The sequence below is a fragment of the Shewanella colwelliana genome (assembly GCF_001735525.1).
GTDB lineage: Bacteria > Pseudomonadota > Gammaproteobacteria > Enterobacterales > Shewanellaceae > Shewanella > Shewanella colwelliana.
Window position 1 is genome coordinate 1 of the sequence record NZ_MCBT01000044.1, and the last position, 22,705, is coordinate 22,705.

The window sequence follows — 22,705 nt, forward strand, 5'->3', positions numbered from 1 at the left end:
CTGGCATTTACTCTGCCCGCTGACAGCGAAGGCAAAAGCCTAGCATTCTGTATTACCCCAGTGGCACTCACCGGAGAGCCCAAGCAAGGCACCGAGGTCTGCGATACGCAAACCATCATCGGCAGCTACGTGCCGCCGCTTGCAAGCAGTTTGAGCATCGCCCCCCAAGTAATAGCGGGGACATTGCTCACGGGCAGCTACACCTACACCGACAATGCTAGTCGCCCTGAAGGCATTAGCCTCTATAGTTGGCGTGTCGACGGCAGCCAAGTTGCTACCAATAGTAGCGTCACGCTTGGCGTAGACAGCGAAGGCAAATCGCTCACCTTCTGTGTCACTCCAGTTGCAAGCTACGGCAACAACAGTATTGGCACCCAAGTGTGTACCACGCCAGCGACGGTTCAACCCAAAGTGGGCAGTGCCCCCGTAGCGAGTGATGTTGTTATCGCCACCCCACTGCAACCTGGCAGCGCCACTACGGCCAGTTACAGCTACAGTGATGCCGATGCCGATTTAGAAGGAGTAAGCCTGACACGCTGGCGTCTCAATGGGGTCGACAGCGGCAGCGGACTGGCATTTACTCTGCCCGCTGACAGCGAAGGCAAAAGCCTAGCATTCTGTATTACCCCAGTGGCACTCACCGGAGAGCCCAAGCAAGGCGCCGAAGTCTGCGATACGCAAACCATCATCGGCAGCTATATCGCTCCTGTGGCGACTAATCTCAGCTACTCCCCAGCAGCTGTAGTTGGTAACACGCTTATCGCAAGCTACGATTATAACGACAGTAATAGTCGCCCTGAAGGCGCAAGTTTACTCACCTGGAAAATAGATGGAATTGACTACGCCTCAGGTGACACATTACTGCTCCCCGTAACTGAGGAGTCTAATGATCTCAGCTTCTGCGTAACGCCTATCGCCAGTTTTGGCGAAAATGACACCGGATTAGAAATCTGTACTCCCGTAGAAACGATCACACCAAAACCAGGTAGCGCACCAGTCGCATCTAATCTTATTTGGGATACTTTCCCCAAAGCTAACACACTACTTAGCGTCACGTATGACTTCAGCGACACTGATGGTGACTTGGAAGGGGTCAGCCTATTTAGCTGGAAAATCGATAATGTCGAAGTCAGTCAAAATATCGATTACACGCCACCAATCAATAGTAATGGTCAATCAATCAGCTTCTGTATTACCCCGGTAGCCATTACTGGTTCGCCGAAAATAGGCAGCGAAACTTGCATATCCACCTCGCTTGCGGCCATTTTTTTAACTGGCGAACTTAAACTCTATGAAACCCTGACTTTAGACGTTAGAGGCTATTCAACATCAAGCGTCAGTTGGAAATCGACTAATCCGCCACTAAATGCGGTGCGCTCCACCGATGTAAATAGCTATACCATAAACAGAGATCCTGTGACTGAAAACGCCCTTAACCTTGTTGGTCACGATATCGAAGTTTGCGTAACCACTGTTGAAGAGGGAGAAATCTGCTTACTCGCATCCTCATTCCCCAATAGTGAAGTCACGGGAGGGCTGCCTATCGCTCTTGACGGTAGTAACAACGTTACTCAAAGAGCTGTCGCACCTGTTGATTACATAGAGCTTACGCTTGGTGGTGTAACTAAACGTCTACATCGCCCGTTAACGATCCATGAATCAACGCTGCTTAAGGCTTCGATTCCCTCCGCCCCAATTCATGACGGTGAGCGAAGTGAAAATGGCAGCGACGTTAAGTTTACCCTGTATACATGGCCCAATGCCGAGGCATTATGCACGGCACGCGGTATGACCCTCGCAGTAGAGGGCGATACAGACACTTCAGATCCATTTGGCCTGAAACAGTACTACAACGATACACTTGCAAAATACCCTTTACTCAGTAGCTCCCCCGTGACATTAGCATACGGCTGGGGAGCCGATGTTGACTATTACTGGAGCTCATCCGATGCGGGCGGAGGCTCACATCGAGATCTTTATATGGTTTCAGGATCATCTGGCTCAATTTCTGACTCGGTTCCAGAATATGCAGCCTGCCTTGAAACCATGCCTTAGTCAGTTGATGGCAAAGCAAAAAGAGATATTCATGAACTGCGTGATTAACCCTATTTTTAAAGTCTTCTTTGGGAGCAAGTTATGTTCGACCGTTACATAAGCTGTGTTTTATCAACCCTACTGGCTATAGCACTAACATTGAGTATGGCGGTTAAAGCTGACGAATTGACCCCAGTTTCTACCACCACCGACAGCGCCCTTTACCTCGGTGTAAAAGCGGGGTGGATGCACTATCAAAACGCATGTGAAGCATGGAATACTGCATGCGATGGCAATGATGCAGCCTATGGTTTGTACGCTGGCTACCAATTTACATCGCACTTTGCATTGGAAACAGCCTACCTTGATCTCGGTCAAGCTGTTGCTAGCTATCCGCAAACGGGATTTGATGAGACATACACTGGCACCATGAAAGCATGGGAGACTTCAACAATAGGGCGCATGGGCATTAGCCAACAATGGGATCTCTTTGCCAAGCTAGGAACACTTGCATGGCAGGGAGAAAACAAAGGGCCTTATAGCATTCGTTCCGACTCTGGATGGGCACCACAGGTAGGGATTGGAATAGAATATCGCTGGTCTGACACTTGGGTGACTCGGCTGGAATATCAATATACCCATGAGCTAGGCAGCGAAGAGATTGGTGGTAGCCATGGCCACCTGACGACCTTAGGCCTAACGTATCGTTTCGGCCAGCGTAGTCACGCGATCTCCTCTCCAAATCTAGCGCCAGTGCAAACCGTGCAACCCGCACAACCCGTGGCGCAAGCCCCTTTGGTTGCACCTCAAAAAGTTGAAATCGCACCAATTCAACGGGTAGTTTTATTTGATTTTGATCGCAGCAGCCTAAAACATGTCAACGAACTCAATGCGGTCATTGAGCGACTAACTCAACATCCAAAGGCGAGAGTGCACATCCGCGGTTATGCCGATTCAATTGGGGCCAGTGAGTATAATAAAGCACTCTCCATGCGCCGGGCTCAAGCAGTATCAGCTCACCTCATTGCCAACGGTATTAAACCACAGCAAATTGAATTGGCAGCCTTTGGTGAATCATTTCCCGTCGAAGCGAATGAAAACCCACTTAAAAGACACTTAAATCGGAGGGTAGAGCTTGAAATCCCCGCCATGATGAGTGAGTAAGGCAAGGGGATAGTCAGCAAGAGCACAATGACATTGGACAGTTTTTTATAACACGGCTCATCAATCTAGCCCGCGGCGGTGGTAAGTATACCACCGCTAAGATTGCGATAACGTTTGGGGGTAGTGGGCGGCGATGAACAATTAACTATGGATAGAAAGGCGCTTATTCATAGCATTAACGCAAATTCAATAATCACTCAACGGGTAAGTGACCTGTTTTCACCCAAATAATAGTCTCCTGTTCGACGTAAGGAAAATGTTGACTCATGTGAGGACTACGCAACCAACTTCCGGCTGGATAGGCACCAAATTCATCTTTAAATTCACCACTCAGTACGAGTATCTCTTCGCCACCAAAATGTTTATGTGGCTGAAACCTCTCTCCTTTTGGCCACTTTACCAAGGCAACATGTTCGTGCTCAAACGAGTGCAGTGGCATCACAGTTAAGCCCCCCATACCGGGTAACCAAGGCGCACAATTGCTATCTACCCGTACTTTTTCTTTATCCCTTGGATGAAATTGATTGAGCTTTACAAATATCGTACACCCCTGCTGACTAAAAGGCGCATGCATACTGCCGGGCGGGTTTCGAATATAGGTCCCAGCAGGGTAGTCACCCTCTTCATCAGAAAAAACACCTTCTAGGACAAATATCTCTTCTCCCAGAGGATGGGAGTGAGTTGCAAAAGCTGAATTTGGTTCATATTTGACGATACTGCTTGTATGGCCCTTCTCTTTTGCTTCTCGCTCAAGCGGCCTACGCCATACTCCAGCAGCGGGGCTTGGCAACCATTGCTGTGCTGACGTTTCAATCACCACCCTATGACTAAAATCCATATTTAACAACATAGTTAACTCTCGACTTTGTTTCAATAGACCCCTAGCGGCCCACAAGGTTTTCCAGCCAATAGACTGCAGCTATCCCGAGACATTTCTCAGTCTACCCCGATACAAGTTTTAGCTAATCAGACCCAAAGACGAGACTTTAACAATTAGCCATCTATTATTTAGTGCTTAGGTTTGACGCCATTACGGACCATCTCTTTACCGGTTTCATACACTTCATCGGTGATCCAGCGCGCATGGAGTAACTTATGATTGCTGTCGAAAACGGCAACAAAATGACGGCCATCCGCATTATTTGTTGCCATTCCAACGCCTTCAACCCCTTTGAGTCCCAATCCACCATTTTCTACCGACAGCAAAAACTGCTCTAATGCTGCTAGGCTGTCGATAACATTTTGTTCATCATTCATCTTTACATTCTCACAATTTGGAATCACCGCCTGCAAGTCAGTCGCGGCATAGTCATAACGGCTACTTTACCGATCAAAGCAGCCGATTTGAACCCCGAAACTCGACTAAAGTCATTCGCCAATCATCTGCGCGTGATCTGACTAAAGCGAGTAGTCAATTCATAGTCACTATTGGTCTTCAGCCCGCTCGACGTTATATCACGCACAAGATGACTTTTGTCACCCCGATCTGGTGACAAAACACTCTTAGCCTCAATCAAGAAACCCATGATACTAAGGACAGCTAATCAATGGTGGGCCCAGTAGTTAACCCTCACCACTTTCGAGCGTCGCTCAACACTAAACAAGGAGAATTAAAGATGGATGACGGACAAATAGCGACAAAGACATTGGAACAATACCGAGACGAATTTAAGCAGAAAAAGCTGATCACCATGCCGCTATCTGGCACTATCATCTGGGCAAGTCTGGCCATCATGGCGACTCAAATTCCAGACCAACAGATGGTTCTTCCCATGTACATCGGAACAGGCTCAATTTTCTATTTGGCGCTATTACTGTCCAAATTTACAGGAGAAACCTTGATCGCTAAAAAGGCTGATAGAAACCCGTTTGACAGCCTGTTTCTTTATACCGTGGTGATGTCACTAATGGTATTTGCCATTGCAATGCCATTTGCCGCGCTAGATCACACCTCAATTCCCCTTTCTATCGGCATATTGTCTGGATTGATGTGGCTCCCACTTAGCTGGATAATCGAACACAAGGTTGGTGTGATCCATACTTTTGTCAGAACATCCGCCATAGTAACCGTATGGTTGCTACTACCAGAACAACGATTTGTTGCCGTCCCCGCAGTCATCGTGTGCATCTACCTCGTCTCGCTCTATCAACTTCACCAACGCTGGTCAGCGCTCAACACCCCGGTCGTTCGCAAACCAGTTAGCCACTAAATCAGACTGTCGGCTAAGCGTGAATTCACTTTATGTTTAGCCACCTCTCAATTGCTTGCTGTAGATAAAGGCGTTGCCCTTCAAATGTTATTCGGCTCAAATTTCGATTAAGTAAGTTGCACACTTTTCAGATAATAAAATATCCAATATATTAAAAATCACAATGAAGTAGTGATTTTGCCAATTGAAAATACCTTTATAAATTAAACCCTCATTCAACCTTAGTTTAAAACATAGGCGAGATAAAACCGCCAACACTCACCTGCCTTATTATTCACAATGATAAATTAAAATAACCACACCCAACACCACCTGTCCCAAAACAAAGACAAACTTACCACGACATTAAATATAAATACCACAACTTACAACCAGCGAAAGCAAGCGACAAAACCTTATAACAAAACATATAAAGAAGTTGACTAAACCAGAATTTAAAAGCTATCAAACCTTGTTCACCAATTTTACATAACACGCTTGTTTTAAATAAAAAACAATCAACAAGGCATGGATATTCAGCGTATATAGATAAAATATCAAACATGAATACTATTTTTAAAAACCATGGATAAAAATCAAAATATAACAAATAAAATAAATGATACATTTGTTAATATTTTGATAAAAATTGACTATAAAAAGATCAAATACACTGTTAGCATGTTGGCGAGATAATAAACTAAGGAAGGTTAAAAGTAGCGAAGACTACATTGAAATTAGGATTCAGATTACTCATTTTCGATTTACACTTTTACTAAAAAACAGGGTAAAAAATGAAAATAAATAAACTGAAATTGGGGTTGTTGTTATCGTTTGCATCTACATTAAGTCATGCTGATGACATCCAAATCTACTTTAATCACGTGGTTAATCCACCCGCCGTTCAAGCTAATCTCGAACAGAAGATAATTGAACTCATCGACTCCGCTGATAACACGCTATATATGGCTATTTATGACCTTGATCTTCCAGGGATAGCCAATGCAATGGTGGCAGCAAAACAACGAGGCGTTGATGTAAAATTTATCACAGATGAGGACAACATCGCTGGCGAAAACGTGATGGCACTGGGCATTTTAAATCAGGGGGGGATCCCTTGGATTGATGATACCGAAAATGGCAGTTCAGGCTCAAAGATCCAACACAATAAGTTCATTGTGGCCGATGGAAAAAAAGTACTCTCTGGCAGTACCAACTTTAGCCAATCTGGCGTTCATGGCGATCTCGATGCTAATGGCAACTTAGTGAGTGAAGGCAATGACAACCACATTATCATTATCGACTCGAATCAGTTAGCCACTGTCTATACCCACCAATTTAACTTGATGTGGGGTGACGGCCCTGGCGGTGCACAAGACTCGCTTTTTGGCCTAGGAAAACCTGATCACCAACTCGAAACTGTCTACACCAATAACGATAATATTCGCATTGACGTACAGTTTACCCCGCAGTCTCCTAGCGTCTATCAAGGGTCAACCTTGTACAATATGCAGCAATATATCCGTAATGCTCAATACCGTATTCATTTGGCCCAGTTCGTCATCAGCGCGCAAGATATCGCTGATGAGATGGAGCTCCGTCACGACGCTGGGGTCGAGGTGCAAGGCTTAGGCGATCGCTCCTTCTTCTCTCGCTACTACTCTGAGTTTCAAGATATGTTAGGCAAAGAGTCACCCAACACCAAAGGTGAAATCGAAGTCGATAGTTTTACGGGTGCCGACAATAATATTTGGGAGAACCCTGCAGATGTGCGTGTTGCGCAACTCAACGGCGGCGACAAATTTCATCACAAATATATGATCATCGACGATATTGTATTAACAGGTTCACACAATATCAGTGGTGCAGCAGCATTTGGCAATGACGAGAACATCATTATTATTCACGACAAAGCCAGTGCAGCTGAATTTGAAGGGCACTTTAGCTACAGCTTTTGTGTTGCAGGAAATGGTACTGATTGCGCCACCCCCGCCTATGAAGAGGGAACTTGGGAAGGTGTTTTCTTCACCAGTACCGAGGTTGGCGTCGTCCTCGATATCATCAATAATGCCAGTATGACCGAACTGGATATTGATGCAGCAATGAATAAAACTGCTGCAAAAAATATCATCGCAGCGCGTCCTATCGACAATATGGACACACTTGCAGCCGTCTCATATGTCGGCGGTGCTGCCATGTTAGATCTCAAGCAATATGTAAGTGAATGGCAAAGTAAGTAATTACTGCCGATCCCCAGCGGCCATAACTCTATGGCCGCTTTTCATTCAGCGTGACATTGCCAATACTATCTAACCTATGGGTAATGCGCACTGCGATTGTTTTTGTATTGCATCAAGGATAGCACTGACAGGACGCTGAAAAAGAGGGGATCGCTCCAGCCAAATCCACTAAAAATGCCAATGACCCCTGCATAAAGGGTGATTAATGCCCCCAGCCCGTTCGCAATCACTAATGCCAGCATCAACTTTTTTGCCACCTCGCCAGACGCTATGTCCCTTAGCAAAATGGTAACTGCTGCCAGTCCACCTAAAAAGATACTGGTATGTTGTGATAGAAAGTAGGCGTATTGATCATTGAGCTCAACGCCATACATTGGCCACACATATTGGGGTAAAAAGAATAGCACTACCGCAAATACAGCGTAGATAACGCCATGTATAGTTAAAAAGACTTTATTAGTCATAACATGCTCTCCAGCTTAAACCAGCGGTGAACGATTAATGGTTGAAAGGGAGCGATTGACATCAAAAACCTTGCCACGTACCTGCTCAATCCCCATCTCTTTTAGACGCGCTGCATGCATAGCTAAATAGGTCTTAGCAGATGCTTCATCTTCAAACAGGTATATGCCTCCACCCAGCTTATCATTAGCGCTCTCAGTCCATATCTTCCATATCATACCAGGCTCATGGTTAATCGACTCAGCCAACCCCGTTAGCATAGCCGTCATCTCCTCGCCAAATGGTCCTTCATATTCAAAGTCTACCTGTAGTAATTTGTTCATATTTCGCTCCAATCAATGTCTATTAAAAATGTTAGTGTCGCTGTCGAGTGTTGCGCACTTCAACGGCTGAACACCTCTTGCCAACTCACAATTGGCTAGGTGTACTCGAGTGATAAGTGCCATACTACTCATAAAATTTAGACAGAAAAGTTCAAAATATTGCGCATAACTGTGGAAAAATTAGACCGATGAAACTAAAAACAACACTAGAACAGTGGCATACCCTGCTGGAAATCAACAAAGCTGGTAGCATTCAAGCGGCAGCACATCAGTTAAACAAAAGCCATACCACGCTTATCTACGCAGTAAAAAAGCTTGAAACACAGCTAGACCTGTCGCTTATTCGTATCGAAAATCGTAAAGCCGTGCTCACCGATGAAGGTAAGTCCTTGTTACGCAGAGCCCAATCTATGTTAGATCAAGCCATCATTTTGGAAGAACTCAGCACGCAAGCAGCAAGGGGGTTAGAGTCACAATTAACTGTTGCCATCGATCACCTGTGTGATCGTCAATGGTTATACCAACCTATGGCACAGTTTTTTGAACACAACAGCGCAACATCGGTTCAAATTGTAGAAACATCCCTGTCTAAAACTCGCCAAATGGTCACAGACGAAAGTGCCGATATATCCATCATCACCCTGCCAATCATCGATCACCCCTGCGAATCTTTTGCAGTGGTAGAGATGCGACTAGTGGTCGCCAAACAACACCCTCTGGCGTCACTAGCAAGCCCGTGTATCGGTGACTTAGCTGCCAACAGACAGATCGTTATCCGCGATTTAGGGAGCCGGGAAAAACAAGATGTGGGTTGGCTTAAATCAAATCAACGCATCACCGTCGACAATTTTGATCACGCATGGCAAGCCCTTATACAAGGCGTTGGCTATTGCCGTGTGCCAAAACACATTATCGAAAAATACCAAGACCCCAATATTATTGTTCTCGATATAGAGCACGCCAATAGTTACCAAGTACCACTTCACCTAACACTCCCTAAAGGCTCTAAAACAGGCCCTGCAGCGAAGCAGCTTTACCGATTACTCCTAAACTCAAGCAACAACTTGCCTTAGCAAAGGTGTAAGTATCGACCTCTCTTCCGACTAATTTTTAGGCAAAAAATCTATTTACATTGTTGTTATTGAACATGAAAATAGACAATGTTAGTGTCTGCGTCATGTGTAGAACCATCTAAGGAAAGAGCAATGTTAAAGAAAATTTTGGCCAGTGTTGGTATTGGAAAAGCAAGGGTAGATACGATCTTGCTTGACGATCAGCTACGTGCTGGCGACACCTTTGCTATTGAAGTGGTCATAACGGGTGGCGATGTTGAGCAGGAGCTGAACGGGCTAGAGTTTGCCATTATGGCACAGGCAAAAGCCGAAAAGAGCCTAGGTGATGATGAGGTAAAATATAGCAAGAGTGTTATATTGCAAAGCTGGAAGCCTATGCTAAAACAAGTGATCCAACCTGGCGAAACCGTCATTCGCCGATTTAACCTTAATCTTCATTCAGAAGCACCAGCAACACAGCTCTTTGGTCAACCTATTGCTAAAGTCTGGTTGCAGACTGGGCTCGACATTAAAAATGGGGTTGATGGCAGTGACAAAGATCCCTTAGTGATCGTCCCCTCTGCGACACAGCTTGCTGTACTTGAGCTTATCGAAAACAGCGGTTATCGGCTTTATAAGACCGATATCGAAGCGGGTTATATACGCGCTAAGCAATTTTCATCCCACCTCCCCTGCTACCAAGAGTATGAGTTTAAACCCGCTTCCCACTCATTTTTTGGGGCTAGAGAACTTGAAGTCACCTTCGTCGACAACGGTGAATCGACTGGAGTACTGATTGAGATAGATAGGGCTTTCACAGGTGATGGTTACCTCAGTGTATCAATCCCGAACCACTGTGACACTGTCGACGCGGTTCGCCCTTATATAGAAAACCTCCTCAGCTAACCAACAGATATAAAAACGGAGGCGACAAGTAGGTCAGCCTCCTTTACTTATAACGCGCATCCTACACCTAACAACAAAATATAAAACAACAACTTAACTAATAACCGCAGTTTTCTATCGACTCGCACCTCAATCTAGATTTGTTTAACTTCCACACTCGCTCCAACCACCGCTACACCACGTCTCTATAGAGACTCACATCACCCATATACCGCTCCAAAAAAACTAACACCTCAAACTATTTTAGGTGTTGTAAAGTTTCATAAACAGCTGCAAACCGCTTAAAGCCTAGAAATTTAATTCCCAAAAATGCTAGAATAGTTACAACACTAACTATTAGCGCTCTAACTATATTGTGATAGTAGTCAGGCTTAGTCATTTATTTAACGCTCAGGAGGGCAATAATGTCGTCAGACAATGCAACAGACGAAAATCTCATTTCACGGATATGGCACACCACAGCAATAAAAACCAAAGAGAGTATGCAACTGCTGTGCTTAATCGCCATTTTAAGCACCTATCTCTTTGTCATGTTGAAACCCAGTGGGATTCAAAATAACAAAGCGTTAGGAGGCCACTAGTTCATGCACTATCTTAGTTATGTTTCATTGGCCGTTTATTTTATCGCTATGTTGGCAATAGGACTGTTTGCCTATAAACAGTCAACCAGCGATGTATCAGGGTACATTCTCGGTGGCCGTAAGGTGAGCCCACAGGTCACTGCGCTATCAGCTGGCGCCTCAGACATGAGCGGTTGGATGCTTATGGGTCTGCCAGGCGCCATGTTTTTAGTCGGTTTTGAAACCATCTATATCGCACTCGGCTTGTTATTAGGCGCGCTGATAAACTACTTAATTGTTGCGCCAAAACTAAGGGTTTATACCGAAGTTGCTGATAATGCGCTGACAATCCCCGAGTTCTTCGCCAAGCGATTTCACGCCCCAAGCAGTAATATTAGGATTATCGCCGCGGTGATAATTGTGATCTTTTTTACTCTATACACCTCCGCGGGATTGGTGGCAGGCGGTAAACTGTTTGAATCAGCCTTTGGCCTAAACTATGAATTAGGACTCGTTATCACCTTAGGTGTTGTGGTGTCATACACCCTGCTGGGTGGCTTTCTAGCTGTGAGCCTTACCGACTTTGTACAGGGTTGCATCATGTTTGTGGCGCTTATCTTAGTGCCCGTTGTCGCCTACCAAGAGTTTAGTAATGCTGACAAAATGATGAACTTTGCCTATGAGTCGATACCGCACTTTGGCGAAGCAATGCAAAACGTGACGCTACTAGGGCTGATCTCAAGTTTATCTTGGGGGTTGGGTTACTTTGGTCAACCGCACATCATCGTTCGCTTTATGGCGATACGTTGTGTCTCTGACATTAAAATGGCGAAAAACATCGGCATGAGCTGGATGATGGTGACAATTGTTGGGGCACTGGCAACAGGACTTGTGGGAATAGCCTATGCCAACAAGTTTGAGATGAAGCTCAGCGATCCTGAAACTATCTTTATTGTATTCTCAGAACTGCTCTTCCACCCTATGATCAGTGGATTTCTCTTGGCGGCGATTTTAGCTGCGATCATGAGTACGATATCATCGCAACTCTTGGTGTCATCGAGTTCACTAACCGAAGACATTTATCGTGTTGTATCAAAACGCGAGGCCACTGAAAAACAGATGGTTGCCATGGGCCGTTACGGCGTTGCCGGTGTTGCTATCGTTGCCAGTGTATTGGCAATGGATCGCTCTAATAGCATTTTGTCCCTTGTGAGTAATGCTTGGGCAGGATTTGGGGCAGCATTTGGCCCACTTATATTGTTTAGTTTGTATAAGCGCAACCTAACCCACAAAGCTGCCATAGTTGGTATTGTCTCTGGTGCAGCAACAGTCCTGTTTTGGATATACGCCCCAGTCCTCGCCAACGGCCAAGCACTGACCAGCGTGATCTACGAGATGATCCCAGGGTTCTTAGTCAGTAGCGCGGCAATATGGATCACTAGCGCTCTCGATAGCGAACCTTGTGAAAACACCGTCGATACATTCAACAAGGCAGGCCGAGTACTGGCAGAACAAAGATAGGGACACGGATATGGCAAACATACACTGGAAACGCATCGTCGTTAAAGTGGGTAGTGCCTTAATCGCTCCCCACAAAAAAGGATGTAGCAGTCATTTTCTATTAGGCATAGCGCAGTTTATTGCTAACTGTCGCGCCCAAGGTTGCCAAGTGGTACTGGTCTCTTCTGGATCCGTTGCCGCTGGCAGACACAGGTTTGCCAACGTCACCTCGCCAGATGTGCCGACGAAAAAGGCGATGGCCGCGGCAGGGCAAGCAGACATGATGGCAACGTGGGATAAGTTATTTGACTTTCCCACCGCTCAATTGCTGGTGACACATGGCGATCTCAGAGACCGTGACCGCTATATCAGCATCAAAGAGACGCTATTTAGCCTATTAGCCCACGACTTGTTACCCATTATTAATGAGAACGATGCCGTAACCACCGATAAATTAAAAGTCGGCGATAATGACAATCTCTCAGCAATGGTTGCGGCGGCCGCGGATGCCGATGCGCTGATCATCTGTTCTGATGTGAAGGGGTTATATACCAAAAACCCCAACATTCATGATGATGCCAAACTCATTAAACAGGTCAGTCACATTACCCCTGATATCTATGCGATGGCCGGTGGCGCCACCAGCGATGTCGGTACGGGTGGGATGCAAACCAAAATCGAAGCGGCTGAAAAGGCGATTTCTCATGGTATCGAAACCGTCATCGTTGATGGTTTCGATCCTGACTCCTTCAATCAGCTACTTAAAGGACAAAATCCTGGCACCTTGTTCACCCCATTTGAACAGCCGATGCAGGAGCACCTGCACTGGATGCTTCATACCTCACAAGTGCAAGGTGAACTGATCGTCGAAGATGACTTTGATGCAGATTTAGAGCAACACAATACGCAACTGACCAGCGAGGATGTCGTCGCTGTCACCGGAAAATTCTCAGTTGGCGATACAGTATTAGTGCGCAAAGGCGATGGCACTAAATTAGCCAAGGCGAAATCAAACTACAGCAGTTGCCTAATCAATTTTATTACGGAACAAGAAGATGGGGATTTTGCTAACGATGTTCAGCATAAAACAGGCCCACTTATTTCCGAAAAAAACATCGCCATATTGGAGTAATAATGAGTTTAATTAAAGACTTATCAAGTGCTGCGGCCGAAGCGGCACAATCACTAGCAGTGCTTGAAACCTCAACGAAGAATACCATACTGCTAGACATGGCTAAGGCGCTTAGGGCCCATAGTTATGAGATACAAAGTGCCAATGTGATCGACATGGCTAATGCGCAAATGCTGCAATTAACCGATGCGATGCTTGACCGACTAAAAATGACGCCAGAACGAATAGATGCTATGGCAGAAGGTATCGAGGCTATTGCGGCCCTACCGGACCCAATTGGTGAACTTCGCGATATCGGCCAGCGTCCCAACGGGCTTAATATCAGTAAAATGCGCGTGCCTCTCGGTGTCGTTTGCATGATTTATGAGGCGCGTCCAAATGTGACGGCTGATGCGGGTGCTCTGTGCTTTAAATCAGGTAACGCTTGCATTCTGCGTGGTGGTAAAGAAGCACTGCAAACCAGCACGGTTATTGCCAATATTTTGCAAACGGTTCTCAAACATTATGGTTTGTCACCTGCGTTAATAACTGTGGTTCCCTCACCAGACAGGGCATTAATGATGGAGTTAATGCAGCAACGGGATTATATCGACGTGATCATACCTCGTGGCGGCGAAGGCTTAATCAACTTTGTGACAGATCACAGTAAAATCCCAGTTATTCAGCATTTTAAAGGTGTTTGCCATCTGTATGTGGATAAAGATGCCAACCTAGACACGGCGATGTCTCTACTGATCAATGGTAAAACTCAGCGCACGGGCGTGTGCAACGCCCTGGAGGGGTTATTAGTTCATCAAGATGTTGCTGCCGCCTTCTTGCCTAAGGTCGCCACAGCACTTGCTAAGCACCAAGTCAAAGTCAACGCCTGTTCGCAGACCGCAAGCTACTTTGATCAGTGTAATGTCTTGGAAAATGAAGATTTTGGACAGGAATACCTAGACTTAGAGATAGCGATTCGCCAAGTCGATGACCTAACTCAGGCCGTGACGCATATTAGGCGCTTTGGCAGCCATCACACCGAAGTCATCTGCACTACCAACGACCTCACCGCCGCCCGTTTTCAACGCACGGTCGATGCCTCTGTGGTGATGGTTAACGCCTCATCACGCTTTTCTGATGGTGGCGAATTAGGTCTGGGCGCGGAAATTGGTATTGCCACGACGAAACTGCATGCCTATGGCCCCATGGGGTTAGAGTCACTTACCACAGAGAAGTTTTTGGTAAATGGAGATGGTCAGATCCGCGCTTAAGGTCTGCCTGTCAACGTAGACTCGCAGCGCGGGTCTACACCTTTCAATTTACTTCTTTGGAACCCTTGTATGACTATGGATAACCTCCACTCAAATTTAGACCCACAAATGCCAATCGCTTTTATTGGCGGTGGCAACATGGCCAAAGCGATCATTGCAGGCTTAATTCAACATGGCCATAACAGTAAGAGCATTCTTGTTTGTACTCCAAGCCAAGCGACACGTAGCAACCTAGTAGAGCAGTTCGACATTAGGGTGCATCAGGATAATAGTGCTGCGGTTGGCTTTGCCGACGTGCTCCTTCTTGCCGTAAAGCCCTTCGTGATCCCACAGGTCTGCGAAGAGATAGCCCCAATAATCGCAACACGGCCCAATAAGAAGCTAGTGATCTCCATCGCCGCAGGTGTGAAGCACCAGACCTTGAGTAAAAAACTCGACAATTTGCAACGCATCATTTGTGCCATGCCCAACCTGCCTAGTGCCATAGGTAAAGGATTAACGGGCATGTATGCCCCTGCCCACAGTCAGCAGCAAGATATTGACATGGCAGATAGCATCATGACAGCTATAGGCGATACGGTATGGGTGAAGGATGAGCAGCAGATGTCTACCATTGTCGCCACGGCAGGTAGTTCGCCAGCCTACTTTTTTCTATTTCTTGAGGCCATGGAAAAGGCTGCGATTGAGCAAGGTCTGCCAAAACAGGCAGCCAATAAAGCTGTGCTACAAAGCGCGATGGGCGCTATCTCTATGGCGATAGATAGTCAACATGACTTACCCACATTACGTCGTCATGTCACCTCTCCTAAAGGGACAACTGAGCAAGCTATTTTAGCTTTTCAACATGGCGAACTCGATGAACTCGTGGCCAACGCGATGCACTCGGCCGCTAAACGCGCTAAAGAGCTCTCACTGGGGTAATACTGATATCAAATCAGTGCCTAATGGGCTAACAAAAAATGCATCATGACCACATGCTCATGCAAGAGCGATGGGCGCTTTGAAAAGAAGCGCTTCGTTAGCCCGAAAACATCCCAACCTCTCTCTGAGTGCCATGCCAAAAGCGCTGCCATCGACTAAGTAGCTGGCTATTGCCCAGTTTCTGCGCCTCTAGCGTACTCGCATCAACCAAATCGTCGAGTTTTGCATGGGCAATATCTTTACCTTGAGTATGCTCTAGCAATCGTCGATACGAGTACAAAAAATAGAATTTGCCACGGTTATCGGCACGATCATATTTGTTCACCATGATCTCCTCAGCTAAGACTAATGATGACGCGATCTGATTCTCATCTAGCTTCATTGACAGCAAATGCCCTGCCATCTCCACCATCTGCGTGGCATCATTGCAAGGGTTAGTGCATACACCTTCCCACTGGCGGTACATGAAGTGGGACAAGAAGAACTCATACATCGGCATATACTGGCGCGTCGTCCCTTTTGCCAGCAACCACCCAAGCTCTAGAGGGTCATCTTGATGGCGCAACATCAAGGCATAGGTCAACTTAAAGCTTCGATGAAACCGGTCCGCATCGGTATTGCTTTTCAAATAGTAACGATGCTCCTCAGAGGTGTAATCCATGGGATCTAAATACTTAATCGCGACACTGTCCCACCAGCTAGGTTTAGCGACGGCGTGCTCAAAAGCAAACCAACGGGGCCAATTAGCCTCACTATTCCTCTCTAATGCAATAGCATTATTATTCTGCATATTATCCCAGCTTTGATACACCACAGGAACCAAAAACAAACATGTTAATATTAAATTTGCCTGCCAGGTTTTAACCACTAACCGGCTGTGGCGCCCAATAATTAAGGCGATCAAATAGAGAAAACTTACGCCCAGTAACACCAGAAAACACAGCAGCCAGAAATGAAATGGCTGACTTATCCTCGTTTTTGGTTTAGCCATTTCATTAAAATAAACACTGATAGTGTCGCCCTCTTTAACCCTGCCATACACTAGGGGGGCTAATTCGCTATGGAGCTCAAGCTTGTCTTTAACGTAGGGATTTTCAAATTGGTAAATAACCTTCAGTGCCGTGGAGTAGGAGGCACTACTGCCACTCCCTGAACGTGATTTTGAAGCCACCTTTTTTATCACTGTTGCTTCAATAAACTGGCTCTGTTCAATATAGATAAAGTTGCTAACAACCATATTCCCCAACAGAAAAATACAGCTGGCGCAGGCGGCCCAAAGCACAAATACAATGCGCCTTACGACCTTAGTGTCTGATGAGGAATGCAGGTCCAATGCCATAAAGAGAGATATCCTTGTTCTCGAAAGTAATGCCTCAGATAAACTAGCACAAGCGGCTCTCATCAGGCGCTATAGCTTAGTAACAAAATATTGATTTAATGGTGTAATTGCCTGTAATGCACTTTCTCTCTCCGCCCATAACTGAGCGAGTGAGGTGTCAATGCTGGCCACATTGAGCCTCTATGCCACTGATTATCACTACGCCACTCAGTACTAACTTTAGCGCTAACTCAAACAGTAACTCAAGTACTGACGGTCACTCAGATACCGCCCCCAGCGCAAAGCAAACAGAAAGGTTAACAAATGGGCGCTTCTACGCCACAATAACCCACCAAATAGGTTAACGAAGCTGAGCTTAGCTGGCATGAATAAGTTGTATTATGTTTACGATCCCATGTGTTCTTGGTGCTGGGGATTCAAACCCACCTGGGGAAAAATCGAGCGAGCATTATCAGGTGAAGTAGAGATAGTTTACTTGCTTGGCGGGCTCGCGCCAGATAGCGACCAACCTATGCCTGCCGCGATGCAGCAACAGATCGCCGCGCATTGGCACAGAATAGAAAGCCAGCTGGGCACAAAGTTCAATCATGAGTTTTGGACAATCAATACCCCCAGGCGTTCAACCTACCCCGCCTGTCGTGCCATACTCGCCGCTCGGGCTCAACAAGCTGAACCACAGATGCTAACCGCCATCCAAGAGGCCTATTACCTGCAGGCCCGTAACCCGAGTGACAATGTGGTATTAATTGATTTAGCGAATAACTTGGGGCTAGATAAGGCTAGGTTCTGCATCGACTTACTGAGTGAAACAACACAACAAGCCCTATTAGCTGAGATCCATTTTACGCGATCCATCGGTGGCAATAGCTTCCCCTCTTTGTTTGTGCACACTCCCGCTGGCATCACCCCAATCATTGTTGACTACCAAAACGCCGACACCTCTATTCAGCAGGTGCGAGAAGCCATTGAATTTAAGTAAGCGAGAGTTCGATTAGCTCCCTTCCCCCAATTGAGCAAAAAAAAGCGAACCTTAAGGTTCGCATTTTCATTGATAAGCTTTTCGTTTATCGCCTTTTCGCTTATGAGCTGGAGACCTACAGGCCAGCTTTAAGCTTGCGAGCTTGGTGAAGCTTCTTGTAGCTTTCAATCAATCTTAGGTGCGGCTCAATACCCTCAAGCTGCATACTGGTTTTAGTCAGCCCTGAGAATCGAATCTCGCCAGTGACAGAGCCAACAGCATTTTCCATCACGGTTTCACCAAACATGCGCTTGAAGTTATGAATAAAGTGTTCAAGTTCTAACTCTTCATCTAAAGTCACTTCCAATACCGCGTTGACGGCTTGATAAAACAAGCCACGCTCAACGGTATTGTCGTTAAACTGCAAGAAGTCACCAACCAGCTCCATCGCCTCTTCATGAGCACCTAACGCAAGGAAGATCAAAATCTTTAACTCAATAATGGTTAGCTGACCCCAAACCGTGTTTTCATCAAATACGATACCAATAAGGGTCCGGATATCGGTGTAGTTGTCGAGCTGGCTCTCTTCGAAACGATTAACCAGATCAACCAGTTCATCATCACTCAAAGCGTGCAGGTTTAAGATATCTTCGCGGTAATCGAGCGCCTTGTTAGTGTTATCCCAAATCAGATCTTCAACGGGATAAACCTCAGAATAGTCAGGCACTAAAATACGACAAGCCGAGGCGCCAAGCTGATCGAACTCAGCAACATAAACCTCTTTACCTAAGGTCTCTAAGATGCCAAATAGTCCCTTGGCTTCCTCTTCGTTGGTGCCAGAAAAATCCCACTCGCAGAACTCAAAGTCATGCTTGCTGCTAAAGAAACGCCAAGAGATCACTCCAGTTGAATCGATAAAGTGCTCGACAAAATTCTCAGGCTCACTGACCGCCATGCTATTAAAGGTCGGCTTAGGCACATCATTTAGCCCTTCAAAACTGCGCCCTTGTAACAGCTCTGTCAGGCTGCGCTCTAATGCCACTTCAAAACTTGGATGTGCGCCAAATGAAGCAAACACACCACCGGTTTTAGGGTTCATCAAGGTCACGCACATCACTGGGAATTGACCGCCCAAAGAGGCATCTTTTACCACAACTGGGAAGCCTTGCTCCTCAAGCCCTTTGATGCCCGCCAAAATACTTGGGTATTTCTCAAGCACTTGCATAGGGACATCGGGCAGTACAATTTCTTGCTCTATGATTTCACGCTTAACGGCGCGCTCAAAGATCTCAGATAAACACTGCACCTCGGCTTCTTGCAGGTTGTTCCCCGCACTCATGCCATTACTCAAAAACAGGTTTTCAATTAAGTTCGACGGGAAATAAACTGTTTCGCTATCGGAGCGACGCTTATAAGGAATGGTGCAGATCCCGCGGTCAATGTTACCTGAGTTGGTATCGACAAGATGCGAACCACACAGTTCATCATCTGGATTGTAGATATCTAAACAATAGTCATCGAGCAAACCTGCTGGCAGCGCGTCATCATCGGTGAGCGCAAACCACTTCTCATTGGGGTAATGCACGAAATCGCTATTAGCGATATCTAAACCAAAGAACTGGTCATTATAGAAAAAGTTACAGTTGAGGCGCTCAATAAACTCACCTAATGCCGAGCACAGTGCGCTCTCTTTGGTCGCCCCTTTACCATTGGTGAAGCACATTGGCGATGCCGCATCACGGATATGCAGTGACCACACATTTGGCACGATATTACGCCATGATGAGATCTCAATTTTCATCCCAAGATCAGCCAAAATACCAGTCATATTTGAGATAGTCTGCTCAAGCGGCAGATCTTTACCTAAAATGTAGGTGCTCGCGTCACCCTCAGGCTGACCCATCAGCATGGCATTGGCGTCGGCATCGAGGTTTTCAACCGTCTCGATTTTAAACTCTGGCCCCGTTTGCACCACTTTTTTAACGGTACAACGATCGATTGACCGTAAGATCCCTTCACGATCTTTAGCTGAAATATCTTCTGGCAGCTCAACTTGGATTTGGAAAATCTGGTTATAACGATCTTCAGGATCTACGATGTTATTTTGCGACAGCCTGATATTTTCTGTGGGGATATCACGCGCTTTGCAATACACCTTGATAAAGTAAGCGGCGCAAAGAGCTGACGAAGCTAAGAAGTAGTCAAAAGGACTCGGCGCCGAGCCATCACCTTTATAACGGATAGGCTGATCAGCTGTGACGGTAAAGTCGTCAAACTTGGCTTCGAGTCTGAGGTTGTCGAGAAAGTTAACTTTGATTTCCATTGAATATGATTTCCACTTTGTCGCGAACACCGCGCATGGCCGAAGCCAAAAAACTTAATGGGGGAATTATCGGTGTTTTTGACTCATTAGTCTTGGGTTAATTAACGAAAACGGCAATAAGCCGCGTTAAAACCGCTAGCACCTACTAACGTATACAGTATCATTTGGGGCAACAAATTAAAAAAGGCTGTAACTACGCAGGAAGTGAGCCGAGATTGGTAGAGACGACCCAAGTCCCCACCAAAATTAGCGACACAGATTCAATAATTAGAGGGCTTCACTTCTTTGTGCGACCTTATGTTCATACATTAATTTATCTGCTCTTTCGATAATACTGTCTACATCATCGGTTTTATTATGCAGTTGGGTACAGCCGTAACTCATGCTCCACTGATGACCAGTTTGACTCAGGCCAAGCACGGTATAGGCAGCCTGAATACGCTCCATCACTCGGTTGGCATTGGCTACATCGCAATCAACAAACACGATTAAAAACTCATCTCCACCAATGCGGGCTGCGAAATCACATTCACGAATAGACATGTTAATCACGGTCGCCACCCCTTTAATCAACTCATCGCCCGCGTCGTGGCCATACTGATCATTGGTTTTTTTAAGCAAGTTAACATCAATAAAACTGACAGCCAGCTTTGCTTTGCGGCGGCGACAACTGCTGATATTTTTACCCAAGTAGTCAACAATAGCCTGACGATTATAAAGCCCAGTAAGCGCATCGTGCCGCGCATCAAAGTGCAGTTGTTTAAACAAGCGGTCTTGTTCCACTTGAGAGCTCGCCAACTTATAGGCTAAAAAGATAAACATGGGCACAAGCAACAAAAAGGCTAAGACAACACCGCTATTTAGGGTCTTGTACCCTTCGCGAATAGTCGTATCTGGAACAAACATGACCAGATAAGCACTCTCACCATTGGCAGTCTTAAAAGTAGAATTGGGCGATAACTGAAACAGACTAAAATAAAATTCTCCCCTGTCGGTTTCAACTTTACCGCGATCAGCTTGCTGCATCCTTCTCCAAACAATGGGATAGTCTTCAGCAAAGCGCACTTGCGCCTTGTCGGGGAACATAAACCGCCACTCATCTTCAGGCCTGTCCCCCTTCAAATAGTAGCCATCACGATTGATCAAATAGGCTTTGTCATTATCGTGGACGTTTAATGAGTCGATGATATCTAGCAGATCTTGACCGTTATAGTTGATCACCCCAGCCCCTATAAACTCGCCTTGAGCTGAATGGATCGGGGTTGCAAATCTGATAGTGGGTTTAAAAGGCTGTTCCACTTCGCCATGTTCTACGTTGAGATCAAATGCTGAGGTGTAGGTCTGTTTAGGTGTCAGTCGCAAAAGGTCTTGAAAGTAATATCGATCATATTTATTTTGCAGCTGGTCTGCTGGCGCTAATTGCAACATGCCATCACGATTTTGTGCAATGCGGATGACCTCATCGCCTTTGGCGTCAAACAAACGTATCTGATCATAATGCTTGTACAGCAGGCTAATTTGAAACATTAAGGAGGTAAGATAATCTTTAGCCCGTTCACTGCCAGCTAATGCTGAGGCTGCTATGTTACTGTGTGCGTAGTAAGTTAAATCTGCACCCACAATACTCAATTCTGACACTAGACTATTTTCAATAATGGCCAACTCTGTGTATTGCATGTTTTCTCTTTCATGAGAGATACTCTGCATCGATACAACGTAAGTAATACCAATCACCATTAACAAAAACAGCACTAGCAGCCCTGAGTAGATAACCCCTCGTTTATATTTAGCATAACTCACGCCCGCAGCCACATTGTCTATACTCCCCATGATCCCCACTCAACCTTCATCAACACTTCCCCAATAAGCCGATTGCTTTAAACGAGCGCTCTCATAGATGAGTCCTTCTATACCGACTCACTAACGCTAGCTATCTCTGTAATAGTTAGATAGAAATGTAATGATGCGCAAGTTACACCATCGATTAACCTGATTAAGCTCAATGCCCAACCCGTTTTCGGCATACCTTAGTTTTGGCTTTTATCCGATTCTCGTTTAACCAAAATAAAAGTTAAGTACATCTTAGTCGGCAATGACAGTGCCATACCCACCGCCACACACACGGCGCTAATAATAATACCTGTGACCCCCAGCGATTCGATAGCATCACTGAAATTGTGCAGGTAAATACCAAGGGCGATAAAGCACAGACCAATACCAATACTGATCTTTAGCAGTAAAATCAGTGTTTCATCGGTCATTTATCCGCCCTAATATTACCAGCCCCAAAAGAGTATAGTGACGTTTTTAACGCGCTAGCGCGATGACTAAGATCAAGTTGAACCTATCCAA

The 22,705-nt window shown here is 45.8% G+C and carries 20 protein-coding genes; 12 read left to right on the forward strand and 8 right to left on the reverse strand.

Annotated elements, in window-relative coordinates; all coding sequences use genetic code 11:
- Together BEL05_RS21070 and BEL05_RS14495 are read left to right on the forward strand one after the other, a co-directional pair.
- Window positions 1–2,055 (forward strand): hypothetical protein (locus BEL05_RS21070; protein WP_217629869.1); only part of this gene is annotated, 2,055 nt, incomplete at its 5' end.
- 81 nt (window positions 2,056–2,136) lie between these two features.
- Window positions 2,137–3,198: an OmpA family protein gene (locus BEL05_RS14495; RefSeq protein WP_069671593.1), complete on the forward strand. Its 1,062-nt coding sequence runs from the start codon at window positions 2,137–2,139 to the stop codon at window positions 3,196–3,198.
- A gap of 193 nt (window positions 3,199–3,391) precedes the next feature.
- Here the strand turns inward: BEL05_RS14495 and BEL05_RS14500 are convergent, their stop codons facing one another.
- A complete protein-coding gene (locus BEL05_RS14500) occupies window positions 3,392–4,045 on the reverse strand; it encodes a cupin domain-containing protein (RefSeq protein ID WP_069671714.1) in 654 nt (217 codons plus the stop codon).
- 161 nt (window positions 4,046–4,206) lie between these two features.
- Window positions 4,207–4,455, reverse strand: a complete 249-nt coding sequence (locus BEL05_RS14505; RefSeq protein ID WP_069671594.1) for a hypothetical protein — start codon at window positions 4,453–4,455, stop codon at window positions 4,207–4,209.
- A gap of 359 nt (window positions 4,456–4,814) precedes the next feature.
- On the opposite strand from BEL05_RS14505, the gene BEL05_RS14510 reads away from it, so the two are divergent.
- On the forward strand, window positions 4,815–5,408 hold the full coding sequence (locus tag BEL05_RS14510) for a DUF7010 family protein (protein WP_069671595.1): 594 nt from the start codon (window positions 4,815–4,817) through the stop codon (window positions 5,406–5,408).
- A 773-nt stretch (window positions 5,409–6,181) separates the two neighbouring features.
- The gene (locus tag BEL05_RS14515) at window positions 6,182–7,627 is read left to right on the forward strand and encodes a phospholipase D-like domain-containing protein (RefSeq protein ID WP_069671596.1); all 1,446 of its coding nucleotides are present in this window, start codon (window positions 6,182–6,184) and stop codon (window positions 7,625–7,627) included.
- 74 nt (window positions 7,628–7,701) lie between these two features.
- Here BEL05_RS14515 and BEL05_RS14520 read toward each other — a convergent pair whose 3' ends face one another.
- Together BEL05_RS14520 and BEL05_RS14525 are read right to left on the reverse strand one after the other, a co-directional pair.
- On the reverse strand, window positions 7,702–8,091 hold the full coding sequence (locus BEL05_RS14520) for a hypothetical protein (protein ID WP_069671597.1): 390 nt from the start codon (window positions 8,089–8,091) through the stop codon (window positions 7,702–7,704).
- A gap of 15 nt (window positions 8,092–8,106) precedes the next feature.
- Window positions 8,107–8,412 (reverse strand): monooxygenase, encoded by a 306-nt coding sequence (locus BEL05_RS14525; RefSeq protein WP_069671598.1) that lies wholly within the window; start codon window positions 8,410–8,412, stop codon window positions 8,107–8,109.
- Between the two features lie 188 nt (window positions 8,413–8,600).
- On the opposite strand from BEL05_RS14525, the gene BEL05_RS14530 reads away from it, so the two are divergent.
- From BEL05_RS14530 to proC, 6 genes are all read left to right on the forward strand, one after another.
- On the forward strand, window positions 8,601–9,485 hold the full coding sequence (locus tag BEL05_RS14530) for a LysR family transcriptional regulator (RefSeq protein ID WP_069671599.1): 885 nt from the start codon (window positions 8,601–8,603) through the stop codon (window positions 9,483–9,485).
- A gap of 132 nt (window positions 9,486–9,617) precedes the next feature.
- The gene (locus BEL05_RS14535) at window positions 9,618–10,370 is read left to right on the forward strand and encodes a sporulation protein (protein WP_069671600.1); all 753 of its coding nucleotides are present in this window, start codon (window positions 9,618–9,620) and stop codon (window positions 10,368–10,370) included.
- Window positions 10,371–10,954: 584 nt separating this feature from the next.
- A complete protein-coding gene (gene putP, locus BEL05_RS14540; RefSeq protein ID WP_069671601.1) occupies window positions 10,955–12,451 on the forward strand; it encodes a sodium/proline symporter PutP in 1,497 nt (498 codons plus the stop codon).
- Window positions 12,452–12,461: 10 nt separating this feature from the next.
- Complete coding sequence (gene proB, locus BEL05_RS14545) at window positions 12,462–13,562, forward strand: glutamate 5-kinase (protein ID WP_069671602.1); 1,101 nt, start codon at window positions 12,462–12,464, stop codon at window positions 13,560–13,562.
- 2 nt (window positions 13,563–13,564) lie between these two features.
- Entirely contained in the window at window positions 13,565–14,812 is a 1,248-nt protein-coding gene (locus tag BEL05_RS14550; protein WP_069671603.1) for a glutamate-5-semialdehyde dehydrogenase, read from the forward strand.
- A 69-nt stretch (window positions 14,813–14,881) separates the two neighbouring features.
- Window positions 14,882–15,733 (forward strand): pyrroline-5-carboxylate reductase, encoded by an 852-nt coding sequence (proC, locus tag BEL05_RS14555; protein WP_083250363.1) that lies wholly within the window; start codon window positions 14,882–14,884, stop codon window positions 15,731–15,733.
- A gap of 97 nt (window positions 15,734–15,830) precedes the next feature.
- Here proC and BEL05_RS14560 read toward each other — a convergent pair whose 3' ends face one another.
- Window positions 15,831–17,072 (reverse strand): hypothetical protein, encoded by a 1,242-nt coding sequence (locus BEL05_RS14560; RefSeq protein ID WP_069671604.1) that lies wholly within the window; start codon window positions 17,070–17,072, stop codon window positions 15,831–15,833.
- A 182-nt stretch (window positions 17,073–17,254) separates the two neighbouring features.
- On the opposite strand from BEL05_RS14560, the gene BEL05_RS21075 reads away from it, so the two are divergent.
- Both BEL05_RS21075 and BEL05_RS14565 read left to right on the forward strand, forming a co-directional pair.
- The gene (locus BEL05_RS21075) at window positions 17,255–17,416 is read left to right on the forward strand and encodes a hypothetical protein (RefSeq protein ID WP_175427348.1); all 162 of its coding nucleotides are present in this window, start codon (window positions 17,255–17,257) and stop codon (window positions 17,414–17,416) included.
- A gap of 20 nt (window positions 17,417–17,436) precedes the next feature.
- Window positions 17,437–18,051, forward strand: a complete 615-nt coding sequence (locus tag BEL05_RS14565; RefSeq protein WP_069671605.1) for a DsbA family protein — start codon at window positions 17,437–17,439, stop codon at window positions 18,049–18,051.
- Between the two features lie 115 nt (window positions 18,052–18,166).
- Here BEL05_RS14565 and BEL05_RS14570 read toward each other — a convergent pair whose 3' ends face one another.
- From BEL05_RS14570 to BEL05_RS14580, 3 genes are all read right to left on the reverse strand, one after another.
- Window positions 18,167–20,353, reverse strand: a complete 2,187-nt coding sequence (locus BEL05_RS14570; RefSeq protein ID WP_069671606.1) for an OsmC domain/YcaO domain-containing protein — start codon at window positions 20,351–20,353, stop codon at window positions 18,167–18,169.
- Window positions 20,354–20,620: 267 nt separating this feature from the next.
- A complete protein-coding gene (locus BEL05_RS14575; RefSeq protein ID WP_069671607.1) occupies window positions 20,621–22,183 on the reverse strand; it encodes a sensor domain-containing diguanylate cyclase in 1,563 nt (520 codons plus the stop codon).
- Between the two features lie 197 nt (window positions 22,184–22,380).
- Window positions 22,381–22,614 (reverse strand): hypothetical protein, encoded by a 234-nt coding sequence (locus tag BEL05_RS14580; RefSeq protein ID WP_028764319.1) that lies wholly within the window; start codon window positions 22,612–22,614, stop codon window positions 22,381–22,383.
- Window positions 22,615–22,705 lie beyond the last annotated feature (91 nt).